This window comes from Spectribacter hydrogenoxidans (assembly GCF_031846275.1).
GTDB lineage: Bacteria > Pseudomonadota > Gammaproteobacteria > Nevskiales > Salinisphaeraceae > Spectribacter > Spectribacter hydrogenoxidans.
The window spans coordinates 1-20361 of record NZ_JAVRIB010000020.1; the positions used below are offsets into that span (position 1 = coordinate 1).

A 20361-nucleotide genomic window follows, 5' to 3' on the forward strand; every position below is an offset into this window, starting at 1 on the left:
AAACATCTGCCGGTCACCCACTGCCGAGGGCGTGGCCCGGGCGATCCGCGCCCGCCGGGGGCTGGTCGAGCTGGTGGACATCGATTCCGCGGGGACCCACGGATATCACGTCGGTGCGTCACCGGATTCGCGGTCCACGGCCACCGCCAAGCGTCACGGCGTTGATCTGGCCGGGTTGCGGTCACGGCAGGTGGAAGCCGCGGATCTCGACCGGTTCGATCTGGTGCTGGCGATGGATAACGCCAACCTTGAGGACCTGCTGGCGCTGAAGGTCCGCCACGGCGGCTCGGCGGAAATCCACCGCCTGCTGGACTATGCGGGCGGCGGCGAAGTCCCCGACCCGTATTTCGGCGCGGGTGACGGCTTCGAACGGGTCTTCGATGCGGTGCAACGCGGTTGTGAGGCGCTGTTCGACGATATCGAGGCGCGCCTGCGGCCCGCCGACTGAGCCGGACCGCCCGGATGGGCGGTCCGGTTGTTATCGCAAACGCTTAGCGGGTGGAGCTGTCGGCCGGCTCCGGCTTTTCGGCGGCTTCGTTGCCGTCGGCCAGCGCATCGGGCCGGGTTTCGACCTGCTTCAGTGCCGGTTCCGCGTCGCGCTTCTGGTTATCGCTGCCCTTGTCGGCTGCGGGAGCATCCACTTGCTCGTCCGCGGACGGCTTGGCGGATGCTGTCTCGGCGGCCGGCTTCGCGGCGTCACCCTCGTCACGTCCGGCGCCCGTCTCGGCAGGGGTGGCGTCGTCTGATAGCGATGCCGCCCTGCCGGTGGCGGCGTCCGCCGGCATTTCCTCGGAGGACGCTTCCGTCGCCTCAACGTTCTTGTCGGAAGACTTGCGGCGATTACGGGTGCCGCCCCGCGGGCGGCGCGTGCGTCCGCGTGGCTTGGTGTCGCCGCCGGACTCGTCGCTGTCACTGGCGGACTGATCGGCCTTGTCACCATCCACGGTTTCGGGAGGGGTGTTCGCAGCATCATTCAGCGGCTCGCCGCCACTATCGTCGCCCTTGGATCCGCTATCCGAGCGCTTCTGGTCGTGGCTGTCATCCGCGCTCGTCTCATTCGGCATGTCGGCGGTCTGGTTGCCGGTAGCGCTGTTGTCGTTGCTGTCCGCGGGTGACGTGGTTGCTGGCGTCTCACTCTGGTTGGCGTCGTCGCGGTGACGGTTGCCATCATCGCGCTGGCGGGTATCGTTGCCGCTGGCGGCGGTGTTCGCTGCCCCATCGGCGGCCTGATCGGCGTTATTGCTGTCGCTGGTGTTGTCGCCGGTACTGGCGTTGTTGCTACCGGTCTCACCGTTGCCGCTACCGCGACCCCGGCCACCCCGACGGCGACGGCCGCCGCGACGGCCGCGACGACTGCGGCTGCGGGTTTCCTCGCCGTCCTCGGGCTTGTTGCCCCGGGCCTGACGGCGATCATTGTTGTCGTTCTTGTTGCTGTCGCCCGTGTTGTTGTCCTGGGCGGCACTGTCCTTCACGGAACTGTTCTGGCGCTTGTTGTCGTCGGCCTTGGGAGCATCGCCGCTCTCGGGCTTGCTCGCGGTGCCCGGCTTGCGGCCGCTGCCACTGCCGCGCGGCTTGTTATCGCCACGTCGGTTCTGCTGGCCACGGCGATCGTTGCCGCTGCGGTCGCGGCCGCCATCGCTGGCGCCACGACGGGACGGCTGCCGCCTGTTGTCGCGGCTGTCACTGCGGCCGCGCGACGAGGCAGCGCTGGTCTTGCCGCCCGTGCGGGATTTGTTATCGCCCTTTGACGTCTTGCCGTTGCCGCTGAACAGATTCTTCAGAGCGATCACGAAACGCTGCCAGATGCCGGGACCGGCTGGTTTGGCGGCCGGCTTCGGCGCGGCACCGGCCGGCGCCGCGGCGCGGACGAGGCGCTTGACCGCCGGTTCGGCGCGTGGCGCGGCAACCTTGTCCCGGGTCATGCGTTCGTTGGCCGGCTCGGCCGGGGTTTCGGTCTCGAGCTTGTAGCTGCGGGCGTCGTTGCCGTCCTCGGCCAGCTGGTCGGCGCGGACACGGCGGATTTCGTGATGCGGCGTTTCCAGATCGGCATTGGGCACCACGGTCACCTCGACGCCGGTGCGCTTCTCGATGTCCGCAATGTCGCCGCGCTTTTCGTTGAGCAGGAAGCTGGCCACGGAGACCGGCGTATGGGTCATGACGCGGCCGGTGCCGCCCTTCATGGCTTCTTCCTCGACCAGGCGCAGGATCGACAGCGCCAGGGATTCGACGCTGCGGATGTTGCCCTGGCCCGAACAGCGCGGGCAGGGCAGGGTGCTGTACTCGCCCAGCGAGGGGCGCAGGCGCTGACGCGACATCTCCAGCAGGCCGAACCGGGAGATGCGGCCGAACTGGACCCTTGCGCGGTCTTCTGTCGCGGCTTCGCGCAGGCGGCGCTCGACCTCGCGCTGGTTCTTGTTGGCGTCCATGTCAATGAAGTCGATCACGATCAGGCCGCCCAGGTCGCGCAGTCGCAATTGTCGGGCGATTTCATCCGCCGCTTCGCAGTTGGTGTGCAGCGCGGTTTCCTCGATCCCGGCGCCGCCGGTGGAGCGGGCCGAGTTGATGTCGATGCTGGTCAGCGCTTCGGTGTGGTCGATGATCAGCGCGCCGCCGGAGGGCAGCCGCACTTCCCGCTGGAAGGCGGATTCGATCTGGGATTCGACCTGGAAGCGCGAGAACAGCGGCGTTTCGTCGTTGTAGAGCTTGAGCTTGGGCAGCGCCTGGGGCATGACCTGCTCCATGAATTCGCGCCCGCTCTCATAGATTTCCGGCTGGTCGACGATCACCTCGCCGATGTCGTCGCGCAGGTAATCGCGCAGTGCCCGGATGATGACGTTGGATTCCTGGTAGACCAGGAATGGCGCCTTCTTTTCCTCGGCGGCCTTGCCGATGGCTTCCCACAACTGCGCCAGGTAGTCCAAGTCCCACTGCAGCTCCTCGGGGGACCGGCCGACGCCGGCGGTGCGCACGATCACGCCCATGCCGCTGGGCAGTTCCAGTTCCGACAGGGCCTCGCGCAGGTCGGTGCGGTCGTCGCCGGCAATGCGGCGGGACACGCCCCCGGCGCGCGGGTTGTTGGGCATCAACACCAGGTAGCGGCCGGCCAGGCTGACGAAGGTGGTCAGCGCGGCGCCCTTGTTGCCGCGTTCCTCCTTCTCGACCTGGACGATGAGCTCCTGCCCTTCGCTCAGAACCTGCTTGATGTCGACCCGGCCGCTGCCGGGGTCGTTCTTGAAGTAGCCCCGGGCCACTTCCTTCAGCGGAAGAAAGCCGTGACGGTCGCCGCCGTAATCGACAAAGGCGGCCTCCAGGCTGGGCTCGACGCGGGTGATGCGGCCCTTGTAGACGTTGGCCTTGCGCTGTTCGCGCGAGCCTACTTCAATATCAAGGTCACGAAGTTGCTGGCCATCCACGATGGCCACGCGCAGCTCTTCGGGCTGCGTGGCGTTGATCAGAATACGTTTCATGAAAGCGGATCTCGGTCGGCGCTCGACCCCGAGTCGGATAATCAGCCGCCCGGCCGACCACTTTGCCCTCGGGGGCGGCGGCCAGGCGTTTTGGTGCACAGGGGGAGCGCATGAAAATTACGTTCGTTGTCTTTCGTTTGAGCACGGGACGCGACTGAGTCAGTAGCGCGCCATGCTAATCTTGCGGGACTGCGGCGCCAGTGCGCGGCAGCGACGCTTGATCGAATCACGGTCACCTGGCCGAACCTCTTCACGGCAGCCGTTGGCGGCGTGCCAGCGGCGCGAGGCAGGGCGGTTGACCGGGGGAGTGTAATCTGCAAGCGACAACCCCTCAAGTACGACATGCTCGGGTCGATTCCGAAGACGCCGGCATGCGGCTCGACAACTTCCTGATGCGCAGCCTGCGCGACGTGCCCCGATCGCATATCTACCGCATCATTCGCAGCGGCGAGGTACGGGTCAACCGGGGCCGGGCCAGGCCCGCCACCCGCTTGAATGACGGCGATGACGTGCGCATTCCGCCGGTTCGCGTGCCGGAGCGAAGCGACCCCGGACGCCCGCCGGACCGGCTGATGCAGGCCGCGGTCGCATCGATCGCCGAGGAAACCGAGGATCTGTTACTCCTCAACAAGCCGGCGGGCCTGAGCGTGCATGCCGGCACCGGCATCCGCTTCGGCCTGGTGGAGCTGCTGCGCGCCGCCCGCGACGAACCGCGGCTGGAGCTGATTCATCGTCTCGACCGGGACACCAGCGGCTGCCTGTTGCTGGCTCGCCATCGCCGCGCGCTCAACGACTGGCGCGCGGCCTGGCGCGACCATGCCGTCGACAAGACCTATCTGGCCCTGCTGACCGGGGCCTGGCGAGGCGGCGAGCGGGTCGTGGATGCCCCGCTGGTGCGGGACCGGGAACAGGGGGGCGAACGCATGAGCGCGGTCGATGCGGCCGGCCGCAGTGCACACAGCCGGTTCGTGCCGCAGCAGCACTTCGCCGATGCCACGCTGGCGGCGGTTCACATCCGCACCGGCCGCACTCATCAGATTCGGGTGCACGCGGCCCATATCGGGCATCCGGTGGCCGGCGACGACAAGTATGGTGATCGGCCCGCCAACCGGGCCTTGCGCGCGGCCGGGCTGCCGCGGCTATGTCTGCATGCCTGGCAATTGCAGCGGCCGGATACCGGTCATGCATGGGCGCTACCGCCGCCCGAGGATCTGGCCGCCTTCCTTCAGCAATTGAGACCCCGCGATGACGCATCCTGAACTCATCATTTTCGACTGGGACGGCACGGTCATGGATTCGGCCACCGAAATCGTGATGTCGATGCAGCGGGCGATTCAGGACATCGGGTTGCCCGAACGCGATGCCGACCGGATGCGCGAATTGATCGGGCTGGGCCTGAACGACGTGCTGGCGCGCTTGTTTCCGGAAATGGAGGTCGACCGCGTCAAGGCGCTACTGACCGCTTATCGCCGGCGATATACCGCCCCGGGCGGAGAGTCGCGGCCGTTTGCCGGCGCCGAGGCGGCGATTGCCGATCTGCACGGCCGTGGCCACTGGTTGGCGGTAGCCACCGGCAAGAGCCGCCGCGGCCTGGACCGCAACTTCCGGGAGACCGGTCTCGGGCAGTATTTCCGCTTTTCCCGCTGCGCCGACGAAACCACGCCCAAGCCGGCGCCCGACATGCTCGAGGATATTCTGCTGCAATCCGCCACCATGCCGGATGCGGCGCTGATGGTGGGAGATACGGAATACGACATGCGCATGGCGCGCGATGCCGGGGTCGCCGCGGTCGGGGTGGCCTGTGGCGTACACGATACGGATCGGCTGATGGCGGCCGGCGCGTTGGCGGTGATTCCCGATGTGGCGGCGCTGCCGGCGTGGCTGACAGCACGTACTGATAATCAGGCGATGGCGGTCGGGTCCGCACCGGGTGAGTAGCCAGCCACCCGCAGCATCCGGCAGAGCGTGATCAGCGGCAGGCCGATCAGGGCGGTGGGGTCGTCACTGCGAATGTGTTCCACCAGGCTGATACCCAGACCCTCGGCCTTGATGCTGCCGGCGGTGGCCGTCACCACTTCCAGGTCGACGTAGCGGGTGATTTCCGCTTCATCCAGGGCGCGGAAACGGGTTTCCACATCGATCACGGTGGTCTGCGGCGCAGTATCGGGCGCCAGCAGACAGAGTCCGGTACGAAAGATCACGGTCCGGCCTGCCTGCTGGCGAAGCTGGGCAATCGCCTGATCGCGGCTGCCGGGTTTGCCGAGAACGAGGCCGTCCAGGTCCGCCACCTGATCGGAACCGATTACCGCTGCACCGGGACGTCGCATGTACACGGTCTCCGCCTTCTCCCGCGCCAGCCGTGCCACCAGCTCGGTGGGTGTCTCGTTCGGCTGTGCGGTTTCGTCGATATCTGCCGATTCCACGGAGAACGCCAGGCGCAGCCGGGCCAGCAGTTCGCGGCGGAACGGAGAAGCGGATGCTAGGATCAGCGGCGCCGTCATATCGGTGTCGGGAGCAGTGCGTGGGGTGGCGTAGTCAACGGCGCGGTGGCGGCCCTGTCAAGCGGGTGCACGTCTTTGACTTCGGGGGGTTGCCCGTCTATTATCGCGCGCCATGACGATCTCCTCGCGCCTGCCGGATCGCGTGGACCCGCGGCGACTGGCCGCCACTCAGGCCCGGCTCGAGGGGCACTGGCCGCTGACGGATCTGCCGCGGCTGGCGTCATCCCTGTACTGGTCCCGGGATTCGGCCGATATGGCCGATGCCCGGCTGGTGCTGGACTTCGGCGAGGATGAACAACGGCGCGTGGTCATGGATGGCCAGCTGTCCGCCACGGTGCCGCTGGTCTGCCAGCGATGCTTGGCGAGCGTGGCATGGCCGATTCATGTCACCGTGCGGCTGACGATGGTGCGTGACGATGATGCGGCGGCCGAGGTGCCGCGTGATCGCGAACCGCTGGTGCTGGACGACGACAGTCTGGCGGTGGGCGCGCTGGTCGACGACGAACTGATTCTGGCGTTGCCGCTGGCAGCGCATTGCAACAACAACGACTGCTCGCGCAGCGAGCCGGCGCCCCGCGAAGGCGGCAAGCGCCGGGACAACCCGTTCGCCGGACTGGCGGACTGGAAACGCGGCAACTGAATTCGGGAGATGAACCCATGGCTGTCCAACAGAACCGAAAGACTCGCTCGAAGCGGGGCATGCGGCGCGCCCATGACGCGCTGACCAACCCGACTCTGTCGGTGGATCCCACCAGCGGCGAGACCCATCGCCGTCACCACATCACCAAGGACGGCTTCTATCGCGGCCGCCAGGTGGTCCAGCGCAGCGACGAGGCCTGAGCCGCCGATCGCGCGCCGGCTTCATGCGGGCGCCTTGAATCATGAGCGCCGGCACTACCGTCGCAATCGATACCATGAGCGGGGACCAGGGCTACAAGGCCGCGGTCCCGGCTGCGCTGCGCAGTCTCGACAAGCATCCGGAGCTGTCCCTGATCCTGGTCGGGGACCAGGCGCTGCTTGAGCGCGCGCTGGCGGAACACAAGGTCAAGACCTCGGAGCGGCTGGTAATTCAGCACGCTTCGCAGGTAGTGGACATGTGGGAGGCCCCCTCCAAGGCCTTGCGCAGCAAGAAGGATTCCTCGATGCGCGTGGCCGTGGACCTGGTCCATGCCGGGCGCGCCTGCGCCTGCGTGTCGGCCGGTAACACCGGCGCGCTGATGGCCACCGCCCGTTTCGTGCTCAAGACGCTGCCGGGCATCGACCGGCCGGCCATCATCTCGCCGATTCCCTCGCGCAACGGGCACACGCTTATGCTGGATCTGGGCGCCAACTCCGAATGCACGCCGGAGCAGCTGTTCCAGTTCGCGGTAATGGGCTCGGTACTGGCATCCGCCGTGCACGGCATCGACAACCCGCGGGTGGGCCTGCTCAACATTGGTGCCGAGGAAATCAAGGGTAATCCGCAGATCCAGTGGGCCGGACGACTGCTCAGCGGCAGCAAGCTCAACTACATCGGTTACGTCGAGGGTAACGACATCTATGTCGGCGACGTCGACGTGGTGGTGTGCGACGGCTTCATCGGCAACGTGGCTCTGAAGACCAGTGAAGGCCTGGGCAAGCTCATCGCCCAGTTCCTGCGGGAGGAGTTCTCCCGGCACTGGGGCACGCGGCTGGCGGGCCTGGCGGCGATGCCGGTGCTCAAGGCCTTCCGCAAGCGGGTGGACCCCCGCAACTATAACGGCGCCAGCTTCCTGGGCCTGCAGGGTATCGTGATCAAATCGCACGGCGACGCCGATGCGGTGGCCTTCCACAGCGCCCTGGAGACCGCACTGCTGGAGGTGCAGAATTCCGTGCCCCGGCGCATCAGCAACCTGCTTGCCTCGGTGCTGGGCGAGGACGCCGAAGCCATTCAGTAGCGGCTCGGAACGTTTGCGCCCCCGGCGCGTCCAACATCGCGTGATTACCCCTGACCGTGCCTCCGCGATTGATACAATGCGGTCCTGTCCTGCAGCCGCCCGAATTCCGCTATCTGCTCATGAGCAACAGCACGCCGAAGCAACCCGACGGCGACGTCGGCGCCGACGTTCAGGAAGCGCCGCCGGAAACCCGGCAGCCGCCGCTTTACAAGGTGGTCATGCACAACGACGACTTCACCCCGATGGAGTTCGTGGTGGAAGTCCTGCAGAGCTTCTTCAAGCTTTCGCGCGATCAGGCGATGCAGGTCATGCTCACCGTGCATACCCGTGGCAAGGCGGTGGCCGGCACCTTTTCGGCCCAGATTGCCGAAACCAAGACCGCTCAGGTCAACGATTACGCGCGTGCCCACCAGCACCCGCTGTTGTGTACTATGGAAAAGGCTTGAACCGGATGCGCCAACCGCGCAAGGATTCCCCGCAATGCTGAGCCAGGAGTTACAAACCGCCCTCGACGCGGCCTTCATGACCGCGCGGCGCGCCAGCCACGAGATGCTCACCATCGAGCATCTGCTGCTGTCGCTGCTGGACAACCCGGGCGTGGTCGAGGTATTGCAAGCCTGCAGCGTGGACATGACGCGCTTGGAGCAGGAACTGCGCGCTTATATCGATACCCACGTGCCGGTAGTCAGCGACGCCGAGGACCACGAGGTTCAGCCCACGCTCGGCTTCCAGCGGGTGCTGCAGCGGGCGGTGTATCACGTCCAGTCCTCCGGCAAGAAGGAAGTCAGCGCGGTCAACGTGCTGGTGGCGATGTTCTCCGAACAGGATTCGCACGCGGTCTATCTGCTCAATGAGCAGGGCACCACGCGGCTGGATGTGGTCAATTTCATCTCCCACGGCATTTCCAAGATCGGTTCCGAAAGCGACGGCGACGAAGCCGCGGCCGAAAAGGAAGGCGAGGGCGCCGAGGAAGACGGCAAGAGCCCCCTCGAGCAGTACACCACCAACCTAAACCGCAAGGCCGCCGAGGGCCGAATCGATCCGCTGATCGGCCGCGAGAACGAGATCGAGCGGGTAATCCAGACCCTGTGCCGGCGTCGCAAGAACAACCCGCTGCTGGTGGGCGAAGCCGGCGTGGGCAAGACCGCCATCGCCGAGGGCCTGGCGCGTCTGATCATCGAGGATCGAGTGCCGCCGATCCTGGCGGACGGCACCATCTATTCGCTGGATCTGGGCGCGCTGATCGCGGGTACCAAGTACCGCGGCGATTTCGAGAAGCGCCTCAAGGGCGTGCTGGCGCAGCTGGGCCGCAAGAAGGGCTCGATGCTGTTCATCGACGAGATCCACACCGTGATCGGGGCCGGTGCGGCCTCCGGCGGGGTGATGGATGCGTCCAACCTGATCAAGCCGCTGCTGGCTTCGGGTGAACTGCGCTGCATCGGCGCCACCACCTACCAGGAATTCCGCGGCGTCTTCGAGAAGGACCGGGCCCTGGCGCGGCGCTTTCAGAAGGTGGACGTGCCCGAGCCCAGCGTGCCCGACACGGTGCAGATCCTGCGCGGGCTCAAGCCCCGGTTCGAGGAGCATCACCAGGTCCGCTACACCCAGACGGCGCTGGAGGCCGCGGCCGAGCTGTCCTCGCGGCACATCAATGATCGCCATCTGCCGGACAAGGCGATCGACGTGATCGACGAGGCTGGGGCACGCCTGCGTCTGCGTCCCAGTACCCGTCGGCGCAAGACGGTACAGGTGCACGATATCGAGGACATGGTGGCGCGCATTGCGCGGATTCCGCCGAAGAGCGTGTCCCGCTCCGACCGCGACGTGCTCAAGACGCTGGACCGTGACCTTAAACTGGTGATCTTCGGTCAGGACGAGGCCGTGGATACTCTGTCCGGTGCGATCAAGATGGCCCGGTCCGGACTGGATAATCCGGACAAGCCGATTGGCTCGTTCCTGTTCGCCGGGCCCACCGGCGTGGGCAAGACCGAGGTCACCCGTCAGCTGGCCCTGCATCTCGGTGTGGAGCTGATCCGCTTCGACATGTCCGAGTACATGGAGCGGCATACGGTGTCGCGGCTGATCGGCGCTCCGCCGGGCTACGTCGGTTTCGATCAGGGTGGATTGTTAACGGAAGCTGTTACCAAGCAGCCGCACTCACTTGTTCTTCTTGATGAAATCGAAAAGGCTCACCCGGATGTCTTCAACCTGCTGCTGCAGGTGATGGACCACGGTAAGCTCACCGACAACAACGGCCGGGAAGCGGATTTCCGCAACGTGATTCTGGTGATGACCACCAATGCCGGGGCCGAGGACATGGCCCGCCGTTCGATCGGCTTTGCCGAGCAGGATCATTCCACCGATTCGATGGAAGTGATTCGCCGCGCCTTTTCGCCCGAGTTCCGCAACCGGCTGGATTCCATCATCCAGTTCCGCGCGTTGGGCGACGACGTGATCGGCCGGGTGGTGGACAAGTTCATTCTGCAGCTGGAAGCTCAGCTGGAGAGCCGTGGCGTGACACTGGAAGTCGATGCCGATGCGCGCGCCTGGCTGGGCCGGCGCGGCTACGACCCCAAGATGGGCGCCCGCCCGATGGCCCGGGTGATCCAGGACCATATCAAGAAGCCGCTGGCCGAGGAATTGCTGTTCGGTCAGCTGACCGGTGGCGGCAGAGTGGTCGTACACGAGCGCGACGACCAGCTGGATCTGGAGGTGATTCCCCGGGAAACGGTCAGCGCCTGACGGTGCCGTGATCGCCGGGGATGGCGCGCGTCAGCGCCCGCGGTAGGTGATGCGACCCTTGCTCAGGTCGTAGGGCGTGAGCTGAACGGTGACGCTGTCGCCACGCAGGATGCGGATGTAGTGCTTGCGCATCTTGCCGGAAATATGGGCGGTCACCACGTGACCGTTCTCCAGCTTCACCCGGAAGGTGGTGTTGGGCAGGGTCTCGACGACCGTGCCTTCCATCTCGATATGTTCTTCCTTGGCCATTGCCTCGTTTGATTCATGCCGGGAAAGCGCGCGATTATCCGGCAAACCGCGCCGCGGTTCAATCGTTTACGGCATGATCGGGCAGGTGGACGCGGCCAGCGGGCACTGTCAGGTCGAATTGCCAGGGCCCGGCCGGCATCGGCTGGCTGCCGTAGCGCCGCACCAGCCCCAGGAATTCCGCGCGAGGCATGTCGAATGCGCCCATCCGGTACAGATGTGGTGACCCCACCTGTCCGTCAATGATCGGAAACCCCCAGCGGGCCAGTTGCCGCGCCAGCAGCGTCAGACAGATGCGCGAGGCGTTGGGTTGGCGCGAAAACATCGACTCGCCGTAGAACACCCGCCCCAATGCGACTCCGTAAAGCCCACCGGCCAGCTGTCCGTGGTGCCAGAACTCGATGGAGTGGGCCAGGCCTCGCTCGTGCAGGGCGCGGTAGGCGGCGCGCATGTCCGAGCCCAGCCAGGTGCCGGGGTTGTGGCCGCGGGGCGCGGCGCAACCGTCAAGCACGGCGTTGAAATCGGCATCCAGCGTCACCGCGAAGTCGGCCTGGCGGATGATGCGGGCCAGGCGCCGGCTGACGTGGACCGCGTCGGTGGCAAATACCGTCCGGGGATCGGGAGACCACCAGAGAATCGACTCCTCGGGGTTGTACCAGGGGAAGATGCCGCGCCGGTAGGCGTTGACCAGCCGCGTGGGCGACAGATCCCCGCCCATGGCCAGCAGCCCGTTGGGCTGATGCAGCGCCAGCGCCGGGTCCGGAAAGCCGGCGTCGGGATCCGCGGGATCCAGCCAGTACAGGCGCAGATTGGTCATGCTGCGGGCGTCCCGGCATCGGGAAAGGCGCAGCGGCGGCGCTGCTCGTCCTGATATTCCGACATCATTCGGTGCTCACGCTGCAGGAAATCGGCGATCGCCTGGCGCAGCCTGGGTTCGCGGATCAGGTGAGCGGAGTAGGTGGCTACCGGTTCGAATCCGCGCCGGATCTTGTGCTCGCCCTGGGCGCCGGCATCGAACCGGGCCAGGCCCTCGCGGATGCAGGTGTCGATGCCATGGTAGTAGCAGGTCTCGAAATGCAGGCCGTCGATGTCCTCGATACAGCCCCAGTGGCGTCCGTAGAGGGTGTCGCCCCCGCGCATCATGAACGCCATGCCCAGCGGCCGGTTGCCGAGCCGGGCGATGGCGTAATGGACCTGATCCGGCATGGTGGCGGCCAGCTGGCGGAAGAAGGCGGGCTTGAGGTAGGGCAGCTGACCCCGGATGCGATAGGTGCGGGCGTAGGCGGCATAAAGCCAGTCCCACAGGTCCTCGTCGATATCGCGGGGATGCCAGTGCTCCACCACCAGTCCGGCGTCATGCAGTTTGCGCCGTTCCCGGCGAATTTCCTTGCGCCGCCTGGCGGGCAGGGAACCCAGAAAAGCGTCGAAGTCCGCGTAGTCGCGGTTGAACCACTGGAACTGGCAGTCACGACGCAACAGGCCGCCGATGGCTTCCAGCGCGCGGAGGTCGGCGCGGTCGCCGAACAGCATGTGCAGCGAAGAGGCCTCCCGTGCGCCGGGCTGGATATTTTCATCCAGGGCCGCGGCCAGTTCCGCGCGTTCGCTTTCGCCGCGGGCAAGCAGCCGTGGACCTTCCACCGGGGCGAAGGGAATCGCGCAGACCAGCTTGGGATAGTAGTCGAGGCCGCACTGGCGGTAGGCCTGCGCCCAGGCGAAGTCGAACACGAACTCGCCGAAGGAATGCGCCTTGCGGTAGGCCGGCGCGGCCGCCACCAGCCCATTGTCGTCTTCCAGGATGATGTGTTCGGGCGCCCAGCCAGTGCCGGCGCCAACACTGCCGGAATCCTCGAGCGCACACAGGTATTCGTGGCGGATGAAGGGGTAGTCGCCGTGGCCAGCCACCCGGACCAGCCCGTTCCAGGTGTCGGCATCGACGTCGCTGATGGAAGTGAGGCGTCGCAGAGACACGGGGGCATGGCAGGACATGCCCCCGTTTCTAACCCCGACAGGTGGCCGAAATCAATTCAGCACGTATTGCCCCGGCACCTGATGACGCAGCGCGAACTGCACGCAGGCTTCGTGTTCAAAGGCGTTGACGCGATGGGTGTCGTTGTCCAGCGCGTCGGCTTCGGTCATTCGGCCGTCGCCATCGAACCGGATCAGCGCGCCGGTGGTGTACACGCGGAGCTCGCCTTGTGTCGGCTGGCTGTCGTCATACGCGACCTGCAGATAACGCAGGGCCTTGTCGGCATACTGGGGCAGTGGTTTCAGGCCGCTGGCCACGCGCGCCGCCTCCTGTTCCGAGAATTCGTCCACCCGGCCGTCCGGGTCCAGCAGATAATGTCGGGTTGCCATGGTCGATTCACCTCGCTGCATGACACTGAGTACTGCCCTGAATATGCGCCCGCCGCGCGCAGGTTCAAGGCAAGCGGGTCGCCGCACGTTATAATTAACGGCATGGGATCGCGCCCTTTAATGCAGCCGGTTCGGCAGGCCGGAAGCCGCCGGGGCCCGTGATGGTGGCCCGGTCCCGCATCAACAAGGCCCCCGCGCCGGACCAGTCCTGGTATCGGCAACGGCTGGGCCGTCTGCTGCGCGAGGCATCGCTGTTCCTGGCGGCGGCCTGCACGCTGTTTCTGCTCGCCGCGCTGATCAGCCACAGCCCCACCGATCCGGGCTGGTCACGACTGGCCGGCGATACCGTGGTCAGCAATGTCTTCGGCCGCCCCGGTGCCTGGTTCGCCGATGTGCTGCTCAGCCTGTTCGGCTATCTGGGCTTCGTGTTCCCCTGGCTGATCCTCTACGCCGGGTGGCTGGCCTATGCTGGCGGCCGGCAGCCGGTGGGCGACGCGCTGAGCATCACCGTGCGCGCGGTCTCCCTGATGCTGTGGCTGACCGCGGGCTGCGGCCTGGCGTCGTTGTCGCTGGCTGGCGGCGCGGGGCTGCCACAGGGCAGCGGCGGCATTCTTGGCGGCTCGGTCGCCGGTGGCCTGCAGGCGGCCCTGAATACTGCGGGCGCCGCATGGCTGCTGATCACCCTGTTCATCATCACCCTGTCGACCGGGCTGGGCTTTTCCTGGCTGACGGTCACCGAGCGAGTGGGCCGCTGGGTCCAGTCGGCGGCCCGGGGGGTAGCGGCCGGGTTAGCGGGCCTGTGGCAGGCTCTGCGCAAGTGGCAGGAAGCCCGGCGTCGCAAGCCGCCGGCCCCGCCGGTCGTGCCGTCGGCACCGAAAAAGGCCAGGCCCCGGCGATCGCCAAGTCTGGGCCCGTCAATGCCGAAACCGGACAGCACCCAGCTGGACCTGCCGATGGACGAGCAGGACAACGATGAACCGGCGGTGCGCTTTGATCCCGAGCGGGATGATCCGTTGCCGGGCCCGCAGTTGCTGGATCCGGCCCGCGCGGCGGTATCCGGCTACGACGAGGCGGCGTTGCAGCGTCTGTCAGAGGAACTGGAACAGCACTTGGCCGACTTCGGCGTGCAGGCGAAGGTGGTCGGCGTGCAGCCGGGACCGGTGATTACCCGCTTCGAGCTGGACCCCGCGCCGGGGGTCAAGGTGAACCAGTTCACGAATCTGGCCAAGGATCTGGCGCGGGCGATGTCCACCACTAGTGTGCGCGTGGTGGAAGTGATTCCAGGCAAGTCGGTGGTTGGGCTGGAAATCCCCAACCGTGAGCGGGAAATCGTGGCACTGCGCGAGATTCTGGAATCCGCCCGCTATACCGCATCAGTGTCGGGCGTCACCCTGGCGCTGGGCAAGGACATCGGCGGCGGACCGGTGACGGCTGATCTCGGCAAGATGCCGCATCTCCTGGTCGCGGGCACCACCGGATCGGGCAAGTCCGTCGCGATCAACGTGATGATTCTATCGATTCTCTACAAGGCGTCGCCCGAGCAGGTTCGCCTGATCATGATTGACCCCAAGATGCTGGAACTGTCGGTCTACGAGGGTATTCCGCATCTGTTGGCGCCGGTGGTCACCGACATGAAGGAAGCCGCCAACGCGCTGCGCTGGTGTGTGGCGGAAATGGAACGCCGTTACAAGCTGATGGCGGCGCTGGGCGTGCGCAACGTGGCCGGCTTCAACCGCAAGCTGGAAGAAGCCCGCAAGCAGGGCAGGCCGATCGTGGATCCCATGTTCAAGGGCGATGAGGGCGAAACGGCGCCGGAACTGGAGCCGATGCCGGCGATTGTCGTGATTGTCGACGAGCTTGCCGACCTGATGATGGTGGTGGGCAAGAAAGTGGAAGAACTCATCGCCCGCCTGGCCCAGAAGGCCCGCGCGGCCGGGTTGCACATGATCCTGGCCACACAGCGGCCGTCAGTGGATGTAATCACCGGTCTGATCAAGGCCAACATCCCCACCCGAATTGCCTTCCAGGTGGCTTCCCGGGTGGATTCCCGCACCATCCTCGACCAGCAGGGCGCGGAAAGCCTGCTCGGTCACGGCGACATGCTGTTCCTGCCGCCGGGCACTGGTCTGCCCACCCGCGTGCATGGCGCGTTCGTGGACGATCACGAAGTGCACAAGGTGGTCGATTTTCTCAAGCAGACGGGTGAACCCGACTACAACGAGGCCATTCTCAGCGGTGCTGCCGACAGCGACGAGGGCGGCGGGATCGACGGTGGCGACGCCGAGGAGGATCCCCTCTACGATCAGGCGGTGGCGGTGGTCACCGAAAGCCGCAAGGCCTCGATTTCCTATGTCCAGCGGCGCCTGCGGGTCGGCTACAACCGGGCCGCACGGCTGGTGGAGCAGATGGAGGCGGCGGGCGTCGTCGGGCCGGTGGAAGGTGGCGGCAGCCGTGAGGTGCTGGCGCCGGCACCGCCGCGCGACTGATGTTCAGGTTTCGTTCACGCCGGGGCCGTAGTCTGGGTGCAACTGAGTTTTCTTCGGAGTGATTTGATGCGGTATCTGCTCATCCTGTGTATGGTTGCCGGCGTCGCCGCCACCGCCGCGACCGCCAGGGCCGGCGAGGGCGAGGATGCCCTGCAGGCGTTCTACCGGTCCGTTGATACGCTGCGGGCGGATTTCGAGCAGGTGCAGGTCGACGAGACCGGCGAAGCCATCCAGCGCACTGCGGGCGAGTTCCTGTTGGCGCGGCCCGACCGCTTCCGCTGGAGCTACCGCGAACCGTACGAGCAGATCATCGTCAGTGACGGCAATGCCTTCTACTTCCATGATGTGGATCTCTCCCAGGTGACCGTGCGCGACGTCGACCGCAGTCTGCGTGCCACACCGGCCCAGCTGCTGGCCGGCGGCAAGGCACTGGAATCGGCGTTTCGTATCGAGGAGGCCGGTCGTCGTGACGGCCTGGCCTGGGTGACGCTGACGCCCCGCGAGGGGGATGGCGATTTCACCGAGATTCGCATCGGCTTCGATGACAGCCGGCCGGCGCGGATGGAACTGGACGATCAGCTGGGCCAGACCACGCGTATCCGCTTTGCCGACGTGGCGGTGGACGTCGAGATCGACCCGGCGCGATTCCAGCTCGTCATCCCCGATGACGCGACGGTGGTGGACGGGCGCGAGCAGCGCCCGTGATCGATGTCCGCGACCCGGCAATCGTCTGGTGGTGGCTGGGTCTGGGCGGATGCGGACTGTTGCTTGCGCTAGCGCTTTATCCGGATACGCCGGGCCCCTCACTCGCTTACGGCGACAAGCTGGGACACCTGGCCGCATTTGCCGTACTCGGGGCATGGTTTGGCGCCCTGCGGCGCGGCGCTTTTCTCGGGGTTGGCCTGGCGCTTCTGGCCTATGGCGGGCTGATTGAGGTGCTGCAGAGCCTGACCCCGAGCCGCCGGCCCGAATGGGCGGATCTGATGGCGAATCTGGTCGGCATCGTCATCGGCATTCTGCTGTTCAGCGCCGGCCTGCGCCGTGTAATGCTTCGCATAGAGCGAGGGCTGGGTGACCGGATCCGGCGATAACGCCGCTGGCCGGCCGCTGGCCGACCGCATGCGTCCGCGCGGGCTGGCGGACATGGTCGGGCAGGCGCACGTGCTCGGCGAAGGCAAGCCGCTGCGCCGGGCGCTGGCCGCCGGGCGGCTGCATTCCATGATTTTGTGGGGGCCGCCGGGCACCGGCAAGACCACACTGGCGCGCCTGCTGGCCGGGGAGGCCGGACATCGGTTCCGGCAGATCTCTGCGGTAATGGCTGGGGTCAAGGATATCCGTGCCGCGGTGGCCGATGCCCGCGCCGCGCTCGACGCCGATAACGCGCCAACGCTGCTGTTCATCGACGAGGTCCATCGCTTCAACAAGGCCCAGCAGGACGGCCTGTTGCCGTTCGTGGAGGACGGCACACTGGTGCTGGTGGGGGCCACGACCGAAAACCCTTCCTTCGAGGTCAACAACGCGCTGTTATCGCGTTCCCGTACCTACGTGCTGCGGTCGTTGACCGCCGCCGATCTGCGGCATCTGATCGATCGCGCGCTGGCTGATGACGAACGGGGACTCGGTGCGAGCGGGGTGGCCATGGCGCCGACACTGAGAGATCAGCTGGCCGAGCGCGCGGACGGCGACGCCCGCCGCGCCCTCAACCTGCTGGAACTGGCCGCCGACATCGCCACCGATGTGGACGGCGTGCTCACTATCACCGAGACCGATCTGATGGAGGTTCTGCGCGAGGGCCTGCGCCGGTTCGACAAGGGTGGTGATGCCTTCTATGACCAGATTTCCGCTCTGCACAAGTCGGTGCGTGGCACCGATCCGGATGCCGCCATCTACTGGTTCTGCCGGATGATCGATGGCGGTTGTGATCCGCGCTATCTCGCCCGGCGGGTGGTTCGCATGGCCAGCGAGGACATCGGCAATGCCGACCCGCGCGGGTTGCGGCTGGCGCTGGACGCCTGCGAGACCTACGAACGGCTGGGCAGCCCCGAGGGGGAACTGGCGATCGCCCAGGCGGTGATCTTCCTGGCCTGCGCGGCCAAGAGCAATGCAGTCTACAACGCCTACAAGGCCGGTCTGCGCGACACCCGCGAGCATGGCAGTCTCGAGGTGCCCATGCACCTGCGTAATGCCCCCACCGGCCTGATGAAGGACCTGGGCCACGGGGCCGGCTATCGCTACGCCCACAATGAACCGGACGCCTACGCGGCGGGCGAGACCTATCTGCCGGATCGACTGATCGGCACCCGCTACTACGAGCCCACGGAACGCGGACTCGAGGGTCGTATACGGGCCAAGCTGGCGGCGTTGCACGGGCAAGGCGGGACCGGCGAGGATAAGGCCGACTAGCCGCTGCGGTGTCGTGCCGCGACCGCACGCAGTGTCGGCACGGGTTAAGGTCGACAACAGAACAATCGACAGGGGGAGCACCTGATGGCAGGTTTTCTGGATCGCGAGCGGACGATTGCCGGGCCCGGCTTCAATCGCTGGATGGTGCCTCCGGCGGCGCTGTGCATTCACCTCTGTATCGGGCAGGTCTACGCATTCAGCGTCTTCAATCTGCCGATGACCCGGCTGATCGGGGTCACGGAATCCGCCCCCGAGGACTGGAAGCTGACCACGCTGGGCTGGATTTTCAGTATCTCGATTGTCTGTCTGGGGTTGTCAGCGGCGTTCGCGGGGCGCTGGCTCGAACAGGTCGGGCCGCGCAAGGCCATGCTGCTATCAGCGACCTGTTTCGGCGGCGGTTTCCTGGTCTCCGCCCTGGGAATCTGGCTGCACGTTATCTGGCTGGTCTATCTGGGGTACGGCGTGCTGGGTGGTATCGGATTGGGCATCGGCTACATTTCGCCTGTTTCCACGCTGATCAAGTGGTTTCCGGATCGCCCGGGGATGGCCACCGGGATGGCTATCATGGGTTTTGGCGGTGGCGCCATGATCGGCTCGCCGCTGGCGGTTGGCCTGATGGATCTGTTCTCCGGCCCCGAGTCGGTGGGCGTGGCTCCGACCTTTCTGACCATGGGGCTGATCTATTTCACCTTCATGGCGATCGGGGCGCTGCTGGTGCGGTTGCCGCCGGAGGGCTGGTTACCGGCGGGCTACCAGCCACCGGTCGAGTCGAGCAAGCTCATTACCACCGCGCATGTGCACGTGGACGAGGCCCTCAAGACCCCGCAGTTCTATCTCGTGTGGATGGTGCTGTTTCTCAACGTGAGTGCCGGTATCGGCGTGCTGGGCCAGGCATCGGCGATGTCGCAGGAGATGATGCCGGGCAAGATCGAGGCTGCCGCGGCAGCCGGCTTCGTCGGCCTGCTGAGCATTTTCAACATGGTCGGTCGCTTTGTCTGGGCATCGACCTCCGATTACCTCGGTCGCAAGAAGACCTACCTGATCTTCTTCGCCCTAGGCATGGCGCTGTACGCTGCGGTACCGCCGGCCGCGGCCATGGGCAGTGTCCTGCTCTACGTGCTTTGCTACTGCGTGATCATGAGCATGTACGGCGGTGGTTTCGCCACGGTACCGGCTTACCTGAAGGATCTCTTCGGCACCATGCATGTGGGCGCCATTCATGGGCGTCTGCTTACGGCCTGGGCCGCCGCCGGCGTGATGGGACCGGTGTTGATCAACTATATCCGTGAGTTCCAGATCGAGGCCGGGGTACCGAAGGCGCAGGCCTACACCGTGACCATGTACATCATGGTGGCGCTGCTGTTCCTGGGTCTGATCTGCAACGCGTTGATTCGGGCGGTGGACAGCCGCCATCACTATGTCGGGCCGGAATCCGAGGGGAGCCGCTCATGAGCTCGCAAAACGCCGATTCACCGAAAACACCGACCTGGCAACTGATGGCGGTCTGGACGCTGGTATTGGTGCCGATGGGGTGGGGGGTACTGGAAACGCTGGCTAAGGCAGCCCAGCTTTTCAGCTAATCCGAAGCAACTGATCGGCCAGGTGGCCGAGATCCCGGGCGACCAGGTTGGGGGGCTCCCCGGCGCGGTGATAGACGGGCTCCTGGCGGGCGATGTAAGCACCTGCGTAGCCGGCGCGCATGGCGCCAGTAATGTCCCAGTCGTGAGCCGCTACCATCAGCAGCTGTGATGGCGCCAGGGCCAGAGTGTCAGCCGCCATCCGGTAGACCGCGGGATGCGGCTTGAACCGCCCCACCCGCTCAACAGACAGTATCTGCTCAAAGTGGTCGGTAAGCCCGGCGTTGGCCAGCTGTGTATCCACGGCAACCTGGTCGGAGTTGGTCAGTGCAACCAGCGTATAGCCGGTGGAGGCGAGGCGCGTCAGGGCAGGGGCCACGTCGGTATGAGGTGGTAGCGTGAGGATGGCCTCCTTGAAACGGGCCTGACCGGCATCGCCCAATGGCTGCCCAGTTTGCTCCCCAAGGGTATGGAGGCCAGCCATTGCGAGCTCGCTGAAACCACGCCGGTCACCGGTCAGGGTAGTCACCATTGACCAGCGCAATACCTGCGCGAACCACTCGCGTCGCCGGGCGGCGTCACCGAAATACGCCTCGAACAGCGGGTCCAGCGCCGCCAGATCCAGCAGCGTTTCGTTGACGTCGAAGATCAGTGTGCGGGGCGTCATG

General features: G+C 66.1%; 21 protein-coding genes. 14 read left to right on the forward strand and 7 right to left on the reverse strand.

Annotated elements, in window-relative coordinates; genetic code table 11:
* On the forward strand, nt 1-448 hold a 448-nt coding region (locus tag RM532_RS14490), incomplete at its 5' end, for a low molecular weight protein-tyrosine-phosphatase (RefSeq protein WP_311654053.1).
* A 43-nt stretch (nt 449-491) separates the two neighbouring features.
* On the opposite strand, the gene RM532_RS14495 is transcribed toward RM532_RS14490, so the two are convergent.
* Entirely contained in the window at nt 492-3467 is a 2976-nt protein-coding gene (locus RM532_RS14495; RefSeq protein WP_311654054.1) for an Rne/Rng family ribonuclease, read from the reverse strand.
* Between the two features lie 371 nt (nt 3468-3838).
* Between RM532_RS14495 and RM532_RS14500 the strand changes: the two genes are divergently transcribed.
* Nucleotides 3839-4726 (forward strand): RluA family pseudouridine synthase, encoded by an 888-nt coding sequence (locus RM532_RS14500; RefSeq protein ID WP_311654055.1) that lies wholly within the window; start codon nt 3839-3841, stop codon nt 4724-4726.
* Nucleotides 4713-5405, forward strand: coding sequence for an HAD family hydrolase (locus RM532_RS14505; protein ID WP_311654056.1), 693 nt, complete (start codon nt 4713-4715; stop codon nt 5403-5405). Before RM532_RS14500 ends, RM532_RS14505 begins: the two co-directional genes overlap by 14 nt.
* Here RM532_RS14505 and RM532_RS14510 read toward each other — a convergent pair.
* Nucleotides 5369-5968: a Maf family protein gene (locus RM532_RS14510; RefSeq protein ID WP_311654057.1), complete on the reverse strand. Its 600-nt coding sequence runs from the start codon at nt 5966-5968 to the stop codon at nt 5369-5371. The two genes, RM532_RS14505 and RM532_RS14510, sit on opposite strands and share 37 nt — an antisense overlap.
* 112 nt (nt 5969-6080) lie before the next feature.
* On the opposite strand from RM532_RS14510, the gene RM532_RS14515 reads away from it, so the two are divergent.
* The 5 genes from RM532_RS14515 to clpA all read left to right on the forward strand — a co-directional run bounded on the left by RM532_RS14515 (nt 6081) and on the right by clpA (nt 10626).
* Entirely contained in the window at nt 6081-6608 is a 528-nt protein-coding gene (locus RM532_RS14515) for a YceD family protein (RefSeq protein ID WP_311654058.1), read from the forward strand.
* A 17-nt stretch (nt 6609-6625) separates the two neighbouring features.
* Nucleotides 6626-6808 (forward strand): 50S ribosomal protein L32, encoded by a 183-nt coding sequence (gene rpmF, locus RM532_RS14520; protein ID WP_311654059.1) that lies wholly within the window; start codon nt 6626-6628, stop codon nt 6806-6808.
* A 41-nt stretch (nt 6809-6849) separates the two neighbouring features.
* Complete coding sequence (gene plsX / locus RM532_RS14525; protein ID WP_311654060.1) at nt 6850-7884, forward strand: phosphate acyltransferase PlsX; 1035 nt, start codon at nt 6850-6852, stop codon at nt 7882-7884.
* A gap of 119 nt (nt 7885-8003) precedes the next feature.
* On the forward strand, nt 8004-8330 hold the full coding sequence (gene clpS / locus RM532_RS14530; RefSeq protein WP_311654061.1) for an ATP-dependent Clp protease adapter ClpS: 327 nt from the start codon (nt 8004-8006) through the stop codon (nt 8328-8330).
* 34 nt (nt 8331-8364) lie between these two features.
* A complete protein-coding gene (clpA, locus tag RM532_RS14535) occupies nt 8365-10626 on the forward strand; it encodes an ATP-dependent Clp protease ATP-binding subunit ClpA (protein WP_311654062.1) in 2262 nt (753 codons plus the stop codon).
* A gap of 30 nt (nt 10627-10656) precedes the next feature.
* On the opposite strand, the gene infA is transcribed toward clpA, so the two are convergent.
* From infA to RM532_RS14555, 4 genes are read right to left on the reverse strand one after another with little or no spacing between them, the layout of a single operon-like run.
* Entirely contained in the window at nt 10657-10875 is a 219-nt protein-coding gene (infA, locus tag RM532_RS14540) for a translation initiation factor IF-1 (RefSeq protein WP_311654063.1), read from the reverse strand.
* A gap of 58 nt (nt 10876-10933) precedes the next feature.
* Nucleotides 10934-11689, reverse strand: a complete 756-nt coding sequence (gene aat, locus RM532_RS14545; protein ID WP_311654064.1) for a leucyl/phenylalanyl-tRNA--protein transferase — start codon at nt 11687-11689, stop codon at nt 10934-10936.
* The gene (locus tag RM532_RS14550; protein WP_311654065.1) at nt 11686-12840 is read right to left on the reverse strand and encodes a GNAT family N-acetyltransferase; all 1155 of its coding nucleotides are present in this window, start codon (nt 12838-12840) and stop codon (nt 11686-11688) included. Before RM532_RS14550 ends, aat begins: the two co-directional genes overlap by 4 nt.
* Before the next feature lie 51 nt (nt 12841-12891).
* Complete coding sequence (locus RM532_RS14555; protein WP_311654066.1) at nt 12892-13227, reverse strand: hypothetical protein; 336 nt, start codon at nt 13225-13227, stop codon at nt 12892-12894.
* A gap of 161 nt (nt 13228-13388) precedes the next feature.
* On the opposite strand from RM532_RS14555, the gene RM532_RS14560 reads away from it, so the two are divergent.
* The 6 genes from RM532_RS14560 to RM532_RS14585 all read left to right on the forward strand — a co-directional run bounded on the left by RM532_RS14560 (nt 13389) and on the right by RM532_RS14585 (nt 19696).
* Nucleotides 13389-15713: a DNA translocase FtsK gene (locus tag RM532_RS14560; protein WP_311654067.1), complete on the forward strand. Its 2325-nt coding sequence runs from the start codon at nt 13389-13391 to the stop codon at nt 15711-15713.
* A gap of 66 nt (nt 15714-15779) precedes the next feature.
* Nucleotides 15780-16418 (forward strand): outer membrane lipoprotein periplasmic chaperone LolA, encoded by a 639-nt coding sequence (lolA, locus tag RM532_RS14565; protein WP_311654068.1) that lies wholly within the window; start codon nt 15780-15782, stop codon nt 16416-16418.
* Nucleotides 16415-16804: a VanZ family protein gene (locus RM532_RS14570; RefSeq protein WP_311654069.1), complete on the forward strand. Its 390-nt coding sequence runs from the start codon at nt 16415-16417 to the stop codon at nt 16802-16804. Before lolA ends, RM532_RS14570 begins: the two co-directional genes overlap by 4 nt.
* Before the next feature lie 28 nt (nt 16805-16832).
* Nucleotides 16833-18116 (forward strand): replication-associated recombination protein A, encoded by a 1284-nt coding sequence (locus RM532_RS14575; RefSeq protein ID WP_311654083.1) that lies wholly within the window; start codon nt 16833-16835, stop codon nt 18114-18116.
* An 84-nt stretch (nt 18117-18200) separates the two neighbouring features.
* A complete protein-coding gene (locus RM532_RS14580; RefSeq protein WP_311654070.1) occupies nt 18201-19568 on the forward strand; it encodes an L-lactate MFS transporter in 1368 nt (455 codons plus the stop codon).
* The gene (locus RM532_RS14585) at nt 19565-19696 is read left to right on the forward strand and encodes an MFS transporter small subunit (RefSeq protein ID WP_311654071.1); all 132 of its coding nucleotides are present in this window, start codon (nt 19565-19567) and stop codon (nt 19694-19696) included. Before RM532_RS14580 ends, RM532_RS14585 begins: the two co-directional genes overlap by 4 nt.
* Here RM532_RS14585 and RM532_RS14590 read toward each other — a convergent pair.
* Nucleotides 19689-20360 carry a haloacid dehalogenase type II gene (locus RM532_RS14590; RefSeq protein WP_311654072.1) on the reverse strand — a complete coding sequence of 224 codons (672 nt, stop codon included), beginning with the start codon at nt 20358-20360 and terminating at the stop codon, nt 19689-19691. The genes RM532_RS14585 and RM532_RS14590 overlap by 8 nt on opposite strands.
* Between the last annotated feature and the right edge of the window lies 1 nt (nt 20361).

What these genes read in the sequence shown, in the direction of transcription:
- RM532_RS14495 (WP_311654054.1), bottom strand. Translation starts at nt 3,467, where the DNA reads ATGAAACGTATTCTGATCAACGCCACGCAGCCCGAAGAGCTGCGCGTG.
- RM532_RS14500 (WP_311654055.1), top strand. Translation starts at nt 3,839, where the DNA reads ATGCGGCTCGACAACTTCCTGATGCGCAGCCTGCGCGACGTGCCCCGA.
- RM532_RS14505 (WP_311654056.1), top strand. Translation starts at nt 4,713, where the DNA reads ATGACGCATCCTGAACTCATCATTTTCGACTGGGACGGCACGGTCATG.
- RM532_RS14510 (WP_311654057.1), bottom strand. Translation starts at nt 5,968, where the DNA reads ATGACGGCGCCGCTGATCCTAGCATCCGCTTCTCCGTTCCGCCGCGAA.
- RM532_RS14515 (WP_311654058.1), top strand. Translation starts at nt 6,081, where the DNA reads ATGACGATCTCCTCGCGCCTGCCGGATCGCGTGGACCCGCGGCGACTG.
- rpmF (WP_311654059.1), top strand. Translation starts at nt 6,626, where the DNA reads ATGGCTGTCCAACAGAACCGAAAGACTCGCTCGAAGCGGGGCATGCGG.
- plsX (WP_311654060.1), top strand. Translation starts at nt 6,850, where the DNA reads ATGAGCGCCGGCACTACCGTCGCAATCGATACCATGAGCGGGGACCAG.
- clpS (WP_311654061.1), top strand. Translation starts at nt 8,004, where the DNA reads ATGAGCAACAGCACGCCGAAGCAACCCGACGGCGACGTCGGCGCCGAC.
- clpA (WP_311654062.1), top strand. Translation starts at nt 8,365, where the DNA reads ATGCTGAGCCAGGAGTTACAAACCGCCCTCGACGCGGCCTTCATGACC.
- infA (WP_311654063.1), bottom strand. Translation starts at nt 10,875, where the DNA reads ATGGCCAAGGAAGAACATATCGAGATGGAAGGCACGGTCGTCGAGACC.
- aat (WP_311654064.1), bottom strand. Translation starts at nt 11,689, where the DNA reads ATGACCAATCTGCGCCTGTACTGGCTGGATCCCGCGGATCCCGACGCC.
- RM532_RS14555 (WP_311654066.1), bottom strand. Translation starts at nt 13,227, where the DNA reads ATGGCAACCCGACATTATCTGCTGGACCCGGACGGCCGGGTGGACGAA.
- RM532_RS14560 (WP_311654067.1), top strand. Translation starts at nt 13,389, where the DNA reads ATGGTGGCCCGGTCCCGCATCAACAAGGCCCCCGCGCCGGACCAGTCC.
- lolA (WP_311654068.1), top strand. Translation starts at nt 15,780, where the DNA reads ATGCGGTATCTGCTCATCCTGTGTATGGTTGCCGGCGTCGCCGCCACC.
- RM532_RS14575 (WP_311654083.1), top strand. Translation starts at nt 16,833, where the DNA reads ATGCGTCCGCGCGGGCTGGCGGACATGGTCGGGCAGGCGCACGTGCTC.
- RM532_RS14580 (WP_311654070.1), top strand. Translation starts at nt 18,201, where the DNA reads ATGGCAGGTTTTCTGGATCGCGAGCGGACGATTGCCGGGCCCGGCTTC.
- RM532_RS14585 (WP_311654071.1), top strand. Translation starts at nt 19,565, where the DNA reads ATGAGCTCGCAAAACGCCGATTCACCGAAAACACCGACCTGGCAACTG.
- RM532_RS14590 (WP_311654072.1), bottom strand. Translation starts at nt 20,360, where the DNA reads ATGACGCCCCGCACACTGATCTTCGACGTCAACGAAACGCTGCTGGAT.